The following is a 13,638-nucleotide window of genomic DNA, read 5'->3' as shown; positions in this document are numbered from 1 at the left end:
CGGCGCTGCGCGACGACGCCGAAAGCGCGCGGTTGTTCCTCGTCGCCGGCGAACTGCCCGCCGAGGGTCACCGGCTGCGCCAGCCGGAGCTGGCCGCGACCCTGGAGCGCCTCGCGACCCACGGCCACGATGGCTTCTATCGCGGCGAAGTCGCGGAAAAACTGGTCGAAGGCGTGCGTGCCGCCGGCGGCATCTGGTCGCTCGCAGACCTGGCCGACTACCGCACCGTCGAGCGCGAACCGCTGCGTTTCGCCCTCGCCGATGGCCGCGCCCTGATCGGCGCACCACCGCCCTCGGCCGGCGGGCTGATCCTCGCGCAGAGCCTGGGCATGCTCGAGCGGCTGTCCTGGCGCGAGGCCGAGCCGCTGCAGCGCAGCCACCTGGTGGTCGAGGCCCTGCGCCGCGCCTACCGCGACCGCACGCTGCTGGGCGACCCGGATTTCGTCGCCGCGCCGCTGGCCCGGCTGCTGTCCGATGACTACCTCGGCCGGCTCGTCGCCGGCATCGACCGCGAACACGCCACCCCGAGCAGCGCGCTGCCGCCGGCGCCGCGCTGGCGCGAGGGCGAGCACACCACCCACTTCGCGGTGATCGACGTCGAAGGCAATGCGGTGGCCGCGACCCTGTCGCTGAACATGATGTTCGGCGCCGCCTTCACCGTGCCCGGCACCGGGGTGCTGCTCAACGACGAGATGGACGACTTCGCCGCCGATATCGACGGCAGCAATGCCTATGGCCTGAAAGGCAGCAGTGCCAATGCGATCGCCGGCGGCAAACGCCCGCTGTCGAGCATGAGCCCGACCTTCATCGAAAGCGCCGAGGAATTCGCCGCCTTCGGCACGCCCGGCGGCAGCCGCATCCCGAGCATGGTGCTGCTCTCGATCCTGTCCTACCTGGATGGCGAACCGGTGCAGGCCTGGCCGGCCACGCCGCGCTACCACCACCAGTACCTGCCGGACGTGCTGCAATACGAGGCCGATGCCTTCACGCCGGCGCAACTCGAAGCGCTACGCGCACGCGGCCACCAGCCCCAGTTGATCGAACGCGACTACGGCAACCAGCAGGTGCTCTACTGGCACAAGCCGAGCGGCACGGTGCAGGCCGCCAGCGACCCGCGCGGGATCGGCCAGGCGCTGCGGGTTCCGGCCCTCACACCTGCAGAATGACCGGCCCCTCGTCCTCGCCCAGCTGTCGCAACTGCCGGGTCAGCTCGTAGCCCTCGCCCAGCAGCAGCGCGTTGCGCAGGCTCTGGATGATGCGGCTGGCGTAGCCCAGGTCGTTCATCAGCGAGCTGGTCTGCAGGCCGTCCAGCTTCTGGTTGCGCACCGACTCGAACAGGCGCTGGCGAAATTCGCCGTCGAACCGCGCAGCGCGCTCGTCCAGCCAGTTCAGGCGCTCGCGCCAGAGTTCGTCGGGCAGCTCGGAATGGTTCAGCGTGCGGATTTCCCGCAGCGCCTCGAGCAGGTGGCGGCGCAGTTCGACATAGGCCTGGCGGGCGGCCGACTCGTCCTGGCGCAGGTAGTGGCCGAGGTTCTTCTGCAGGTGCTTGGCATCCTTGACCGCATCCACCAGTTGCAGGGCGGCGACCTGGCAACTCAGCCAGAACGCCTGGTGGCTTTCGTCCAGCGGCAGCTCGAGGCGCCCCATGAAGGTCAGCAGGTCGGCATAGACGCCCTTGATATGGCGCTGGTAGAGCTGCTCGGCATCCAGCGCCTGCGCTTCCGGGCGCGCATGGATCAGCGCCTCGTCGATCCGCCCCTGCTGGCGCAGCTGTTCGACCGGCAGGTAGATGGCGTGGCAGATCACCTCCAGGCTCAGCCGGGCGAGATGCTGCAGCTCCTGGGCCACCGCACTGGCGGCGGCATCCGCGGAATCCAGCGCGCGATCGTTGAGATAACGGGCATGGGTCACCCGTTCCGGCAGCGCCGACGCTAGCTCGGTGATCAGTACCGCCGGCTCGGCCCGCTCGGGCAGCAGGCGTAGCAAGAGGTCGGCCAGTTGCGTCTGCCAGGGCCAGAACAGCAGCACACCCATGGCATTGAACAGCGAATGGAACAGCGCCAGCTGGATCAGCCGGTTGTCACCCAGGCCCAGCGGGGCGGCCAGCCACTGCACCAGCCAGGTCAGCGGCACCAGCAGGGCCAGGGCCAGCACGGCGGTGGTGATATTGAACAGCACGTGCGCCAGCGCCAGGCGCTGGCCGCTGCGGTTGCCGCCGAGCGAGCCGACGAAGGCGGTGGTGACGCTCGTCCCGACATTCGCGCCGATGGCGGTCGCCAAGGCCTGGGCCAGATCCAGCTGGCCGCTGGCCAGGGCGGTCAGCGTCAGCATCAGGGTGGCGTGGCTGGACTGCAGCACCACAGTGGCGAACAGCCCGATCGCCACGAACAGCAGCTGCCCGGCCAGGCCGCCGGCATGGTAGGCGGACAGATCCAGCGCGCTGCTGAAGGTGGAGAAGCCGCTCTTGATCTGGTCGATGCCGAGAAAGATGAAGCAATGCCGAGCACGATGCGCCCGGCGGCCTTGCCCTTGTCGCCGGTGAAGCTCGCCAGCACGCCGAATACCAGCAACGGCAAGGCCAGCGGACTGAGACTGACATTCTGCCCGGCCAACGCCAGCAGCCAGATGCCGGTGGTCGAGCCGAGATTGGCGCCGAACAGAATGGCGACGCCACCGGCCAGCTGGATCAGGCCGGTACTGATGAAGCGATGGTGAGCAACGAAACCAGCGTGCTGGACTGCAGCAGCATGGTGCCGCCGACGCCGAACAGCAGGCCCTTGAATGGCGTCGCGGTGCTGCGCGCCAGCAGCTGTTCGAGCTTGCTGCCGGCCAGCTCGCGCAGCCCCTCTTCGAGGCACTGCATGCCGAACAGGAACAGCGCCAGCCCGGCGCAGAGTTCGAGCCAGCCGCCACTGGCCCAGAACGACCAGGACAATGCCAGCACACCGGCTATGGGCAGGAGGAGCTTGACGGAGCGTCTGTTCAAGGCGGGGGGCTTCGCAATACGCAATGGGAGGCGAAGCCTACTGCAACGGCACCGTGACCGGAAGGTTCAGGCCCTGCCGGTCGCGGCGCGGATGATGCCGATCAATTGCGGGTGTCGTAGCCGCTGGCGGTGCAGCCCAGGCAGCGGACGAAGGCCGCCTTGCCCGGCTCGACCACCAGCGCCTCGCCAGCTTCGCTGACGTTGCCGCCCAGCGCAGTGAACGGCAGGCTAACGACGAACACACCGGCGCCGATGACGGTGGCGGCGATCAGCAGCGGGCGGGCGATGATCAGGTCGCCGATCATGGAATAGGCCTTCGGCGCCTCGACGGTATACAGAGGATCGCCACTGGCATTCTGCTGGACCGTTTCCGCCTGGGCCGGCAGCGCCAGCAGGCCAGTGGTCAGAGCCAAGACAACAGCGGTGGAGCGGAACAGGTTCATGGTGTGGTCCTTCAGCTGTGCGAAACGCGGCAATTTTAGTTGTAGCGGCCACTATAGCAGCGGCCAGGGCATCCCGAGCGTGAACACCGTCAATGCCCGGGCAGTTGCCGGCTTCAGCGCTGGCAATGGCCGCAATAGACGCTGGCCCGCTGGCCGAGGCGGATCTCGCGCAGGGTCGCGCCGCAACGCTTGCAGAACTCGCCGCCGCGCCCGTAGACGAACAGCTCCTGCTGGAAATAACCCGGCTTGCCGTCGCCGCCGACGAAATCGCGCAGTGTCGTGCCGCCGCGCTCGATGGCCATGGCGAGAATTCGTTTGATCGCCTCGGCCAGCTTCAGGTAGCGCGCCCGCGAGATGCTGCCGGCGGGCCGGCGCGGGTCGATGCCGGCGGCGAACAGCGCCTCGCTCGCATAGATGTTGCCGACACCCACCACCACGGCGTTGTCCATGATGAACGGCTTGACCGCCATGCTGCGCCCGCGCGACAGCCGGAACAGTCGTTCGCCATCGAAGCTTCGCCGAGCGGTTCCGGGCCGAGGCTGGCGAGCAGCACGTGGTTGAGCGGATCGTCGCTCCACAGCAGCGCGCCGAAGCGGCGTGGATCGGTATAGCGCAGCGCCTGGCCGGATTCGAGCAGCAGGTCGACGTGCTCGTGCTTGGCCGGCGGCAGACCGGCATCAACCAGGCGCAGGCTGCCGGACATCCCCAGATGGACGATCAACGTGCCGGCCTGGAAGCGGATCAGCAGGTACTTGGCGCGCCGCTCAACCGCCTCGATACGCTGACCGGACAGGCGCACGTCCAGATCCTCGGGAATCGGCCAGCGCAGGCGCCGGTCGCGCACGATCACCCGGTCGACGCGCTGGCCGAGGAGATGCGGCGCGATACCGCGGCGGGTAGTTTCGACTTCGGGGAGTTCGGGCATGGCGAATCGGCAGGCTGGAGCGAAAAGGGGGAAATCCTAGCATGAGCTGGAAGCTTGAAGCTGGAAGCCAAACATTGCCCCGGCTTCGAGCTTCGGACTTGGCAGTCCTGCGGACTGCATCGCCCCGAGGTCGGGCCTCCCACAAGGGTTCGGTGGATGCTCGCTGCTTTGTGGGCGCGCCCTCGCGGCGATGCTTTTGAGCTTCTGCTGCTTTATTACCCCAGCTCGCGGATGCTTTCCTTGAGGCAGAGAAAGTCGTATTCCGACAGCCCGACGTATTCCAGCACCAGCTGCGCGATGCTCTCCCATTCGTGGTCCTCGGCCTGGTCGCCCAGCACCCGGTGGCAGGCGCAGATGTGCTCGGCCATCTTGAGGATCGCCAGCAGCGTCTTGATCTGCGCATCACGCCCGGAATCGTCGGAAAACAGCGACAGCGCATTGTGATGGCTGGCGATGGCATCGCACAGGTGCAGCGGCAGGTTCCACGACTTGGCGGTGAAGTAGCCGACCACCGCATGGTTGGTGCTGAGCACGCGATTCTCGACGTCGACGATGCGCTGGCCGGCGCCGGTGCTGGCATAGGCCTCCTCCAGCACCGCAATGTAGCCGGGAAAGCGCTTGAGCATCAGCGGGATGCCGCAATTGTGGAACAGCCCCAGGGTGTAGGCCTCGTCCGGCGCCTGGTAGCCGATGCGCTTGGCCAGCGTCAGGCAGGCCATGGCGACATCCTGCGCGGTGTCCCAGAAGCGGCTGAGCGTGACGATGGTCTCATCGCTCATCTCGCCCTTGATCGACTGCGCGTTGATCAGGTTGATCACCGAATCGCAGCCCAGCAGGTTGACCGCCTGCTGGATCGAGGCGATGCGGTTGGCCAGGCCGAAATAAGGCGAGTTGACGATCTTCAGCAGCGCGCCGGACAGCCCCGGGTCCTGGCTGATCAGCCGGGCAATGGCCTTGAGGTCCGGCACTGGCATGACCTGCTCCATCTGCAGGTCGACCATGATCTGCGGTTGCGGCGGCACGCTGATGCCCTGCAGCACCCGGCGTATCTGTTCGGCGGTGAGTTCAACGGCCATGGGAAGGGCGCTCGGAACGGACGGAGAAGGCAAAGTGCCAGCGGCACGCAAGTGCGAACTTTGGCCGAGATGCAGGTCCGATTTCAAGTGACCCGCATTCCGCGGGCCCGGGAACATAGACGGAGGCACACTCATGGCTCATCCCCTGACAGGCAAGCGCGTGGCGGCACTGGTGACCGACGGCTTCGAGCAGGTCGAACTGACCGGCCCCAGGCAGGCCCTCGAACACGCCGGCGCGCGGGTCGACATCGTGTCCGCCAGGCCGGGCAAGGTCACCGGCTGGAACCACACCACCCCGGCCGACACCTTCGGCGTCGAGCACACCTTCGACGCCATCCGCATGGAGGACTACGACGCGCTGCTGCTGCCCGGCGGCGTGGTCAACGCCGATACCATCCGCACCGACGAAATGGCCCAGGAACTGGTGCGCGATGCGGCGCGCACCGACAAGACCATCGCGGTGATCTGCCACGGCGGCTGGCTGCTGATCTCCGCCGACCTGGTACGCGGCAAGCGCATGACCAGCTGGCCGTCGCTGGCCGACGATCTGAAGAACGCCGGCGCCGACTGGGTCGACGAACAGCTGGTGATCGACGGCCAGCTGATCAGCAGCCGCAAGCCGGACGACATCCCGGCCTTCGGCAAGGCGCTGGTCGCAGCGCTGGGGGGCTGACAAAGCGCCAAGCGCCGAGCTCGCGAAGCTTTTTCTTGCAGCTTGTGGCTTGCAGCTTGCCGCTCTCGTTTAAAATGCCCGCCTTTTTCCGGGAGCCTCGCCGATGACCCTGCCCAGCCTGCGTCTCAAAGCCAACGCCGATCGCCGCCTGCGCGCCGGCCACCTGTGGGTCTACAGCAACGAAGTGGACACCGCGGCGACGCCGCTGGCGGGTTTCGCCGCCGGCGACCAGGCGATCCTCGAAGCCGCCGGCGGCAAGCCGCTGGGCATCGTCGGCGTGTCGCCGAACAACCTGATCTGCGCCCGCCTGCTGTCGCGCGACCTCAAGCACAGCCTGGACAAGTCGCTGCTGGTGCACCGCCTCAAGGTCGCCCTGGGGCTGCGCGAGCGGCTGTTCGAGGTGCCCTGTTACCGCCTGGTCTACGGCGATTCCGACCTGCTGCCGGGGCTGGTGGTCGACCGCTTCTTCGACATCCTCGTGGTCCAGCTCGCCTCGGCGACCATGGAGCGCAACCGCGACGCCGTGCTCGAAGCGCTGCTGCAGGTGCTCAAGCCCGCCGGCGTGCTGTGGAAGAACGATTCCAGCGCGCGCGACGCCGAGGGCCTGGAGCGTTACGTCGACACCGCCTACGGCGTAGTGCCGGAATGGGTGGCGCTGGAGGAGAACGGCGTGAAGTTCGAGGCGCCGGTGCTGCAGGGCCAGAAGACCGGCTGGTTCTACGACCACCGCATGAACCGTGCGCGCCTGGCGCCCTACGTCAAGGGCAAGCGGGTGCTCGACCTGTTCAGCTACATCGGCGGCTGGGGCGTGCAAGCCGCGGCCTTCGGCGCCAGCGAGGTGTTCTGCGTCGACGCCTCCGGGATGGCCCTCGACGGCGCCGAGCGCAACGCCGCGCTCAACGGCGTGGCCGAGAAGCTCACCTGCGTCGAAGGCGACGTGTTCGCCGCGATGAAGGAGCTCAAGGCCGCCGAGGAGCGCTTCGACGTGGTGATCGCCGACCCACCGGCGTTCATCAAGCGCAAGAAGGACCTGAAGAACGGCGAGGCCGCCTACCGCCGCCTCAACGAGACCGCCATGCGCCTGCTCGGCAAGGACGGCATCCTGGTCAGCGCCAGCTGCTCGATGCACCTGCCCGAGGACGACCTGCAGCACATCCTGCTCGGCAGCGCCCGCCACCTGGACCGCAACATCCAGTTGCTCGAACGCGGCGGCCAGGGCCCGGACCATCCGGTGCACCCGGCGATCGCCGAGACGCGCTACATCAAGAGCCTGACCTGCCGCATCCTGCCCAACGCCTGAGCAGCCGCACCTGCCGGGTGCATCCGCCCGGCAGGTGCATTCGCGCCCCGCTCGCCATCGCGACTCGCGCAACGCCTGGTCTGGTCTAGGCTGAACTGCAGGGGACGCTGCTTTTCGATGCGCCCGGCCTTTGCGCTGGCGTGCTTATTGCTTCCCGCCGTTACTCGAACAACGACCACAACAACCGTGAACGGCCTGCTGTGCGCAACGGATACGGGCCCTGCCGTTGCCAAGGCATAGGGAAAGGTTATGGACGATCAAGCCGGGGACCGACCGTTCCTGCAGTTTCGCAATGTGAAGAAGACCTACGACCACAAGACACTGGTGGTCAAGGACTTCAACCTGGACGTGGCCAAGGGCGAGTTCATCACCCTGCTCGGCCCCTCCGGCTCGGGCAAGACCACCTGCCTGATGATGCTCGCCGGCTTCGAGGACGTGACCAGCGGCGAGATCCTGATCAACGGCCGCCCGGTCACCAGCATCGCGCCCTACCGGCGCAACATCGGCATGGTCTTCCAGCAGTACGCGCTGTTTCCGCACATGACCATCCGCGAGAACCTCGCCTACCCGCTGAAAATCCGCAAGCAAGCACGCGAGGAGATCGAGCGGCGCGTCGAGCAATACCTGGCGCTGATCGAACTGCAGCACTTCGGCGGCCGCTACCCGGCGCAGCTGTCCGGCGGCCAGCGCCAGCGCGTGGCCCTGGCCCGCGCGCTGATCTTCGCCCCCGACATCGTGCTGATGGACGAGCCGCTCGGCGCGCTGGACAAGAAGCTACGCGAGCAGATGCAGTTCGAGATCAAGCGCCTGCACGACCAGCTCGGCTTCACGGTGATCTACGTCACCCACGACCAGACCGAGGCGCTGACCATGTCCGACCGCATCGCCGTGTTCGACCAGGGCACGGTGCAACAGTGCGCGCCGCCCAACGTGCTCTACGAGCGCCCGGCCAACCTGTTCGTCGCCGACTTCATCGGCGAGAGCAACAAGCTGCGCGGCGCGATCGAGGCGGTCGACGACGGCAGCGTCCGCGTGCGCCTGGAGGACGGCGGCCTGGTCAGCGCGCTGAAGGTCGACTGCTGCGCGGTGGGCCAGCCGACCACGGTGTCGATCCGTCCGGAGAAACTCACCTTCACCGAGCACCTGGGCGATACCGGCAACCGGATCCGCGCGCGCTTCGTCAGCCGCCATTACGTCGGCGAATACATCCGCTACCACTTCGAGACCGCCAACGGCAGCGAGCTGGTGGTGAAGAACATGAACGACAGTTCGGCGCCGCGACTCGCGCCAGGCGACGAAATTGCCCTGGCCTGGCTACCGCAGGACAGCCAGGCCCTGGATGGGCAGGAAGCCCCCAAACCCCCTGTAACACCGCAACACCCCACTGCAAACAGGCAACGGAGCACACACATGGCTAGATCACTGACTACCAGCGTTTCCGCATTCGCCCTGAGCGCCGCGCTGGCCGCGGCATCCCTGACCGCCAGCGCCCAGGAGTCGCTGACGGTGGTGTCCTGGGGCGGCGCCTACGGCGCGGCGCAACAGAAACACGTCATCGACCCGTTCCAGAAGGACACCGGCGTCCGAGTGCTGTTCGAGGACTACTCCGGCGGCATCGCCGAGATGAAGGCACAGGTGGAGTCCGGCAACGTCCAGTGGGACGTGGTCGACTTCGAGGTGATCGACCTCGAACGCGCCTGTTCCGAAGGCCTGCTGGAAGACGTGCCGCGCGACATCCTGCCGCCGGGCGAGGACGGCACGCCGGCCGCCGAGGACTTCATCCCCGAGGCGCTGGCCAGCGAATGCGCGATCGGCAACATCGTCTGGTCGGTGGTGTTCGCCTACAACGAGCGCACCATCGGCGGCACCAAGGCCGAGACCCTGGCCGACTTCTTCGACACCGCCAGGATTCCCGGCAAGCGCGCCCTGCGCAAGCGCCCGCAGGTAAACATGGAGTGGGCACTGATGGCCGACGGCGTGGCGCCGGAGGAGGTCTACGAGGTGCTCGGCACGCCGGAGGGCCAGCAGCGCGCCTTCGCCAAGCTCGACACGCTGAAGAAGGACATCGTCTGGTTCGAATCCTGGTCGCAGGCGCCGCAGCTGCTCAACGACGGCGGCGCAGTGCTGGTGCAATCGGCCAACGGGCGCTTCTACGACTCGATCCGCCAGGAAGGCAAGCCCTTCGTCATCGTCTGGGACGGCCACGTCTACGACCTCGATGCCTGGGCCGTGCTCAAGGGCACGCCGAAGAAGGAGCTGGCCTTCAAGTTCATCGCCTACGCCACCCAGTCCAAGCCACTGGCCGGCATGCCCGACGTCGCCTACGGCCCGACGCGCAAGTCGTCCATGCCGCTGGCGGACCAGAGCGCCGCGCCGCACCTGCCGACCGCGCACCTGGACAAGGGCATCCAGGCCGGCTCGGAATTCTGGGCCGACCATGGCGAAGCCTCGGCGAGCGCTTCAACGAGTGGCTGCTGAAGTGATCGTCGTGCGCCCCTTCGCGCCCGCGCAGGGGCGCCGCCGCGGAGTATCGTCTTGACCGCCCTGACCCGTGTCGAGGCCGGCCAGGCCGGCGCCAGCCGGCGCAAGAAGCGCCTGCTGGCCTTCGCCTTCGTCGCGCCGCTGCTGCTGTTCATCCTGCTGAGCTTCGTCGCGCCGATCGCCAGCATGCTCTGGCGCAGCGTCTACCACCCCACCGTCGCCGAGCTGATTCCCGCCACCTTGGAGCGGCTCGCCCGGTGGGACGGCACGGACATGCCGGAGCCCGCCACCCTGGCGGTGTTCGTCGAGGAGCTGCACGGGCTGGCGAAGGCACGCCAGTCCGGCAAGCTGGCCGAGGAGCTCAACCGGATGCAGGCCGGCATGTCCAGCGTGGTCAAGGCGAGCGCCCGGCGGGTCGGCCGACTGGAGCCCGAGGAGCTTGCGCAGCAGGGCGTCGAAACCCTGCTCGCGGCCCATCGCAACTGGTCGCAGGCGCAGACCTGGCGCACCCTCCAGCGCGCCGGCGAGGTCTACACCTACCACTACTACCTGACTGCCCTGGATCTGGAACTGCATCCCGAGCGCGGCATCCAGGCCCGCGACACCGAGATCTACCGCCAGCTCTACGCCAAGACGCTGAAGATGGCGCTGACTATCACCGTGCTCTGCGCCCTGCTCGGCTATCCGCTGGCCTACTACCTGGCCAGCCTGCCGAGCAACCGCGCCAACCTGCTGCTGGTGCTGGTGCTGCTGCCGTTCTGGACCTCATTGCTGGTGCGCACCACCGCCTGGATCGCGCTGCTGCAGACCAATGGCGTGATCAACAGCTTCCTGCAGGGCATCGGCCTGATCGCCGCACCGTTCGAGATGCTCTACACCTCGTTCGCCACCGTGCTGGCGATGACCCACATCCTGCTGCCGTTCATGATCCTGCCGCTGTACAGCGTGATGCGCGGCATCGACCCCAGCTACCTGCGCGCCGCCCTCTCGCTCGGTGCCCGGCCGCTGCCGGCCTTCGCCCGCATCTACTTCCCGATGACCCTGCCGGGACTCAGCGCCGGCGCGCTGCTGGTGTTCATCATCTCGGTGGGCTACTACATCACCCCGGCGCTGGTCGGCGGCACCGACGGGCAGATGATCAGCAACATCATCGCCTTCCACATGCAGTCGTCGAACAACTGGGAGCTGGCCGCCGCGCTGGGCTCGCTGCTGCTGGCGCTGATCCTGCTGCTGTACTGGGTGTACGACCGTTTCGTCGGTGCCGGCAGCATCAAACTCGGATGATATCGAGCGGCAAGCTTCAAGCCACAAGCTTAAAGCCAGGGCCGCTCCGCCTTTGCTCTTACTTAAAGCTTGAAGCTTGCGGCTTACAGCTATTTCTCAGGATGACATGCAATGAAAACCCCATCCTATTACGGCTTCTGGCATCACCTGGGCAACCGGCTGCTCAAGCTATTCTCCTGGCTGGTGCTGCTGTTCCTGATCCTGCCGATCCTGGTGATCGTGCCGCTGTCGTTCAACGCCGAGCCGTTCTTCAGCTTCACCGAAGGCATGCTCCGCCTGCAGCCAGAGGCCTGGTCGCTGCGCTGGTACGAGCAGGTGTTCAATGACCCGCGCTGGCTGCTGGCGATCAGGAACAGCTTCGTCATCGGCTTCTTCGCCACCCTGCTGGCGACCGTGCTCGGCACCTGCGCGGCGGTGGGCCTGGCCCGCGAGGACATGCCGCTGCGACGCTTCATCACCGCGCTGCTGCTGTCGCCGATGATCGTCCCGCTGATCATCACCGCGGCCGGGATGTTCTTCTTCTACTCCAGCCTGAACCTCGCCGGCAGCCACCTGGGGGTGATCATCGCCCATGCGGCGCTGGGCACGCCGTTCGTGATCATCACCGTCACCGCGACGCTGGCCGGCTTCGACTATTCGCTGGTGCGCGCCGCGCTGAACCTCGGCGCCTCGCCGCTGCGGGCGTTCCTCGACGTGATCCTGCCGTTGATCCGCCCCGGGGTGATCTCCGGCGCGCTGTTCGCCTTCATCACCTCCTTCGACGAAGTGGTGGTAGTGCTGTTCATGGCCGGTCCGCAGCAGCGCACCATCCCGCGGCAGATGTTCTCGGGCCTGCGCGAGCAGATCAACCCGAGCATCCTGCCATCGCCACCCTCCTGATCCTGGTCTCCATCGCCCTGCTGGTGACCATCGAGCTGCTGCGCCGCCGCGCCGAACGCCTGCGCGGCATAGAGCTGATCGAGTAGGCCCACGCCAGCTCGGGCTGGCGCCAGATCAGTCAGAGTGCGACGGCCGTCACGCTTGACGAGCGAGGCCCTGGCCGCCAGATAGCCATCCCCGCCGCGCTTATGCATAGTCGGCCCTGGCGCAGGCAGCCGGGGGCGGCCGCCATCGCGCCTTCTCGAAAAGGAGAGGCCATGACAAACCTGGAACCACCACCCGGCCTGTCTTCCGTCGACCTGGAATCCCGCCTGATCGAACAGGAGCTGGCACTGCTGTTCGACGAGCCGCCGGCCGGCTCGCGCAAGCCCCAGCAGCGCGACAGGCTGCCACCACGATCGCTGGAAGACCCGCGGGTCATCAAGGCGGTGCGCCTGATCGAGGCCCGGGCGGACCAGCCGCTCAGCCTCGATCGCATCGCCGCCCACGCCAACCTGAGCCCGTCGCGCTTCCAGCGCCGCTTTCTCGAGGTGATGGGCGAAAGCCCCGGCGAATACCTGCGGCGCACCCGCCTGGACCAGGCGGCGATCTTCCTCATCATCAGCCAGCAGTCGGTACTGTCGATCGCCTTGTCGGTGGCCTATGCCAGCCACGAGGCCTTCATCCGCGCCTTCCACCGCCAGTTCGGCCTGGTGCCGACCCAGTACCGCCAGTTCGCCCGCCAGGCTTCCACACCACTGGCGCCGGAAGACGAGCCGCGGGTCGGCCAGGTGCGGGTGGCGTCGTTTCCGTCGCAGCCGGTGCTGGCCATGCGTTTCTATGGCAGCTATGCGCGGGTCGAGGAAAACTGGCAGCGCTTCGCCGAAATTCTCGAGCAAGCCGGTTTCCCCCTGGCCGATCTCCAGGCCATCGGCATCATCCAGGACAACCCGGAAATCACCCCCAACGACCTGGTGCGCTACGACTGTGCCTGATCGATACCGGCCTCGGCCTCGAGCATCCGGCCCTCTCGCGCCTGAGCCTGCCGGCCGCGCGCTTCGCCTGCCTGGAACACCGCGCGCCCTACAGCCACATCTTCCCGGTCTACCGCACCATCGGCTCGGTCTGGGGACCGCGTTCCGGCGAGCGCTTCGGCGCCAGCGGGCCGGGCGCCCTGGAGCGCTACCGGCGACCACCCTGGCTGGACCGCGGCGGCGAGAAATGGCTGGATGTGACCATCAGGCTGGAAGGCTGAAAGACAGGCCCGATAACGGCGCAAGCGCCCTGCCATAGGATGGGTGCAACCCATCGATTGCCCATGGACTGGCGCCTCCGCGTCCGTCCCTCCCGCCAAGCCCGGCATGGAGCCTTCGCAGCCCGCAACAGCCAGGCGAAAGACAGCAAACTCTATCAAGAAAAGCCCCTCTCCCCTCCGCACCCTGTCCGGCTGCAACCGCTATCGGGCAGCGCTAACAAGGGGGGAGGCATGAACCGAGTCTTCAACGTCATCTGGAACCACGCGTTGGGCGCATGGAACGTCGCCAGCGAACATGCCAGCCGGCGCGGCAAGCGTGGCGCCTCGGCCCGGCGCGCGGGCGGCACCTGGCGCTGG

9 protein-coding genes and 4 pseudogenes are annotated in these 13,638 nt (G+C 67.3%); 9 read left to right on the top strand and 4 right to left on the bottom strand.

Annotated features, from left to right (window positions below; genetic code table 11):
- Window positions 1-1,166 (top strand): gamma-glutamyltransferase family protein (locus BAY1663_RS19995; RefSeq protein ID WP_037044163.1); only part of this gene is annotated, 1,166 nt, incomplete at its 5' end.
- Here BAY1663_RS19995 and BAY1663_RS19990 read toward each other — a convergent pair.
- The 4 genes and pseudogenes from BAY1663_RS19990 to BAY1663_RS19975 form a co-directional block, all read right to left on the bottom strand.
- Window positions 1,150-2,986 (bottom strand): annotated as a pseudogene (locus BAY1663_RS19990) (Na/Pi cotransporter family protein). The gene BAY1663_RS19995 and the pseudogene BAY1663_RS19990 sit on opposite strands and share 17 nt — an antisense overlap.
- Before the next feature lie 101 nt (window positions 2,987-3,087).
- Window positions 3,088-3,429 (bottom strand): hypothetical protein, encoded by a 342-nt coding sequence (locus BAY1663_RS19985; protein WP_037044160.1) that lies wholly within the window; start codon window positions 3,427-3,429, stop codon window positions 3,088-3,090.
- Between the two features lie 113 nt (window positions 3,430-3,542).
- A pseudogene (mutM, locus tag BAY1663_RS19980) lies at window positions 3,543-4,354 on the bottom strand (bifunctional DNA-formamidopyrimidine glycosylase/DNA-(apurinic or apyrimidinic site) lyase).
- A 215-nt stretch (window positions 4,355-4,569) separates the two neighbouring features.
- The gene (locus BAY1663_RS19975; protein WP_164838479.1) at window positions 4,570-5,376 is read right to left on the bottom strand and encodes an HDOD domain-containing protein; all 807 of its coding nucleotides are present in this window, start codon (window positions 5,374-5,376) and stop codon (window positions 4,570-4,572) included.
- Between the two features lie 187 nt (window positions 5,377-5,563).
- Here BAY1663_RS19975 and BAY1663_RS19970 point away from each other — a divergent pair, with 187 nt between their 5' ends.
- From BAY1663_RS19970 to BAY1663_RS26090, 8 genes and pseudogenes are all read left to right on the top strand, one after another.
- A complete protein-coding gene (locus BAY1663_RS19970) occupies window positions 5,564-6,103 on the top strand; it encodes a type 1 glutamine amidotransferase domain-containing protein (RefSeq protein ID WP_037044155.1) in 540 nt (179 codons plus the stop codon).
- Between the two features lie 103 nt (window positions 6,104-6,206).
- Window positions 6,207-7,403 (top strand): class I SAM-dependent rRNA methyltransferase, encoded by a 1,197-nt coding sequence (locus BAY1663_RS19965; protein WP_037044153.1) that lies wholly within the window; start codon window positions 6,207-6,209, stop codon window positions 7,401-7,403.
- 249 nt (window positions 7,404-7,652) lie between these two features.
- Window positions 7,653-8,759, top strand: a pseudogene (locus BAY1663_RS19960) (ABC transporter ATP-binding protein); the annotation flags it as partial.
- A 54-nt stretch (window positions 8,760-8,813) separates the two neighbouring features.
- On the top strand, window positions 8,814-9,881 hold the full coding sequence (locus tag BAY1663_RS19955) for an ABC transporter substrate-binding protein (protein WP_256206908.1): 1,068 nt from the start codon (window positions 8,814-8,816) through the stop codon (window positions 9,879-9,881).
- Between the two features lie 57 nt (window positions 9,882-9,938).
- Window positions 9,939-11,168 carry an ABC transporter permease gene (locus tag BAY1663_RS19950; protein ID WP_037044151.1) on the top strand — a complete coding sequence of 410 codons (1,230 nt, stop codon included), beginning with the start codon at window positions 9,939-9,941 and terminating at the stop codon, window positions 11,166-11,168.
- Between the two features lie 111 nt (window positions 11,169-11,279).
- Window positions 11,280-12,133: pseudogene (locus BAY1663_RS19945) on the top strand (ABC transporter permease).
- Window positions 12,134-12,304: 171 nt separating this feature from the next.
- Entirely contained in the window at window positions 12,305-13,021 is a 717-nt protein-coding gene (locus tag BAY1663_RS19940) for a helix-turn-helix domain-containing protein (protein ID WP_256206906.1), read from the top strand.
- A 299-nt stretch (window positions 13,022-13,320) separates the two neighbouring features.
- On the top strand, window positions 13,321-13,638 hold a 318-nt coding region (locus tag BAY1663_RS26090; RefSeq protein WP_218186689.1), incomplete at its 3' end, for an ESPR domain-containing protein.

The organism is Pseudomonas sp. BAY1663, from assembly GCF_000582595.1.
Classification (GTDB): Bacteria; Pseudomonadota; Gammaproteobacteria; order Pseudomonadales; family Pseudomonadaceae; genus Stutzerimonas; species Stutzerimonas stutzeri_AF.
The sequence above is the reverse complement of the archived record's forward strand: the minus strand, read 5'-3'. Positions and strand labels throughout refer to the sequence as shown.

Bases quoted from the DNA above. Each gene is read 5' to 3' on its own strand.
- BAY1663_RS19970 (WP_037044155.1), top strand. From the start codon at position 5,564: ATGGCTCATCCCCTGACAGGCAAGCGCGTGGCGGCACTGGTGACCGAC.
- BAY1663_RS19955 (WP_256206908.1), top strand. From the start codon at position 8,814: ATGGCTAGATCACTGACTACCAGCGTTTCCGCATTCGCCCTGAGCGCC.
- BAY1663_RS19940 (WP_256206906.1), top strand. From the start codon at position 12,305: ATGACAAACCTGGAACCACCACCCGGCCTGTCTTCCGTCGACCTGGAA.
- BAY1663_RS19985 (WP_037044160.1), bottom strand. From the start codon at position 3,429: ATGAACCTGTTCCGCTCCACCGCTGTTGTCTTGGCTCTGACCACTGGC.
- BAY1663_RS19965 (WP_037044153.1), top strand. From the start codon at position 6,207: ATGACCCTGCCCAGCCTGCGTCTCAAAGCCAACGCCGATCGCCGCCTG.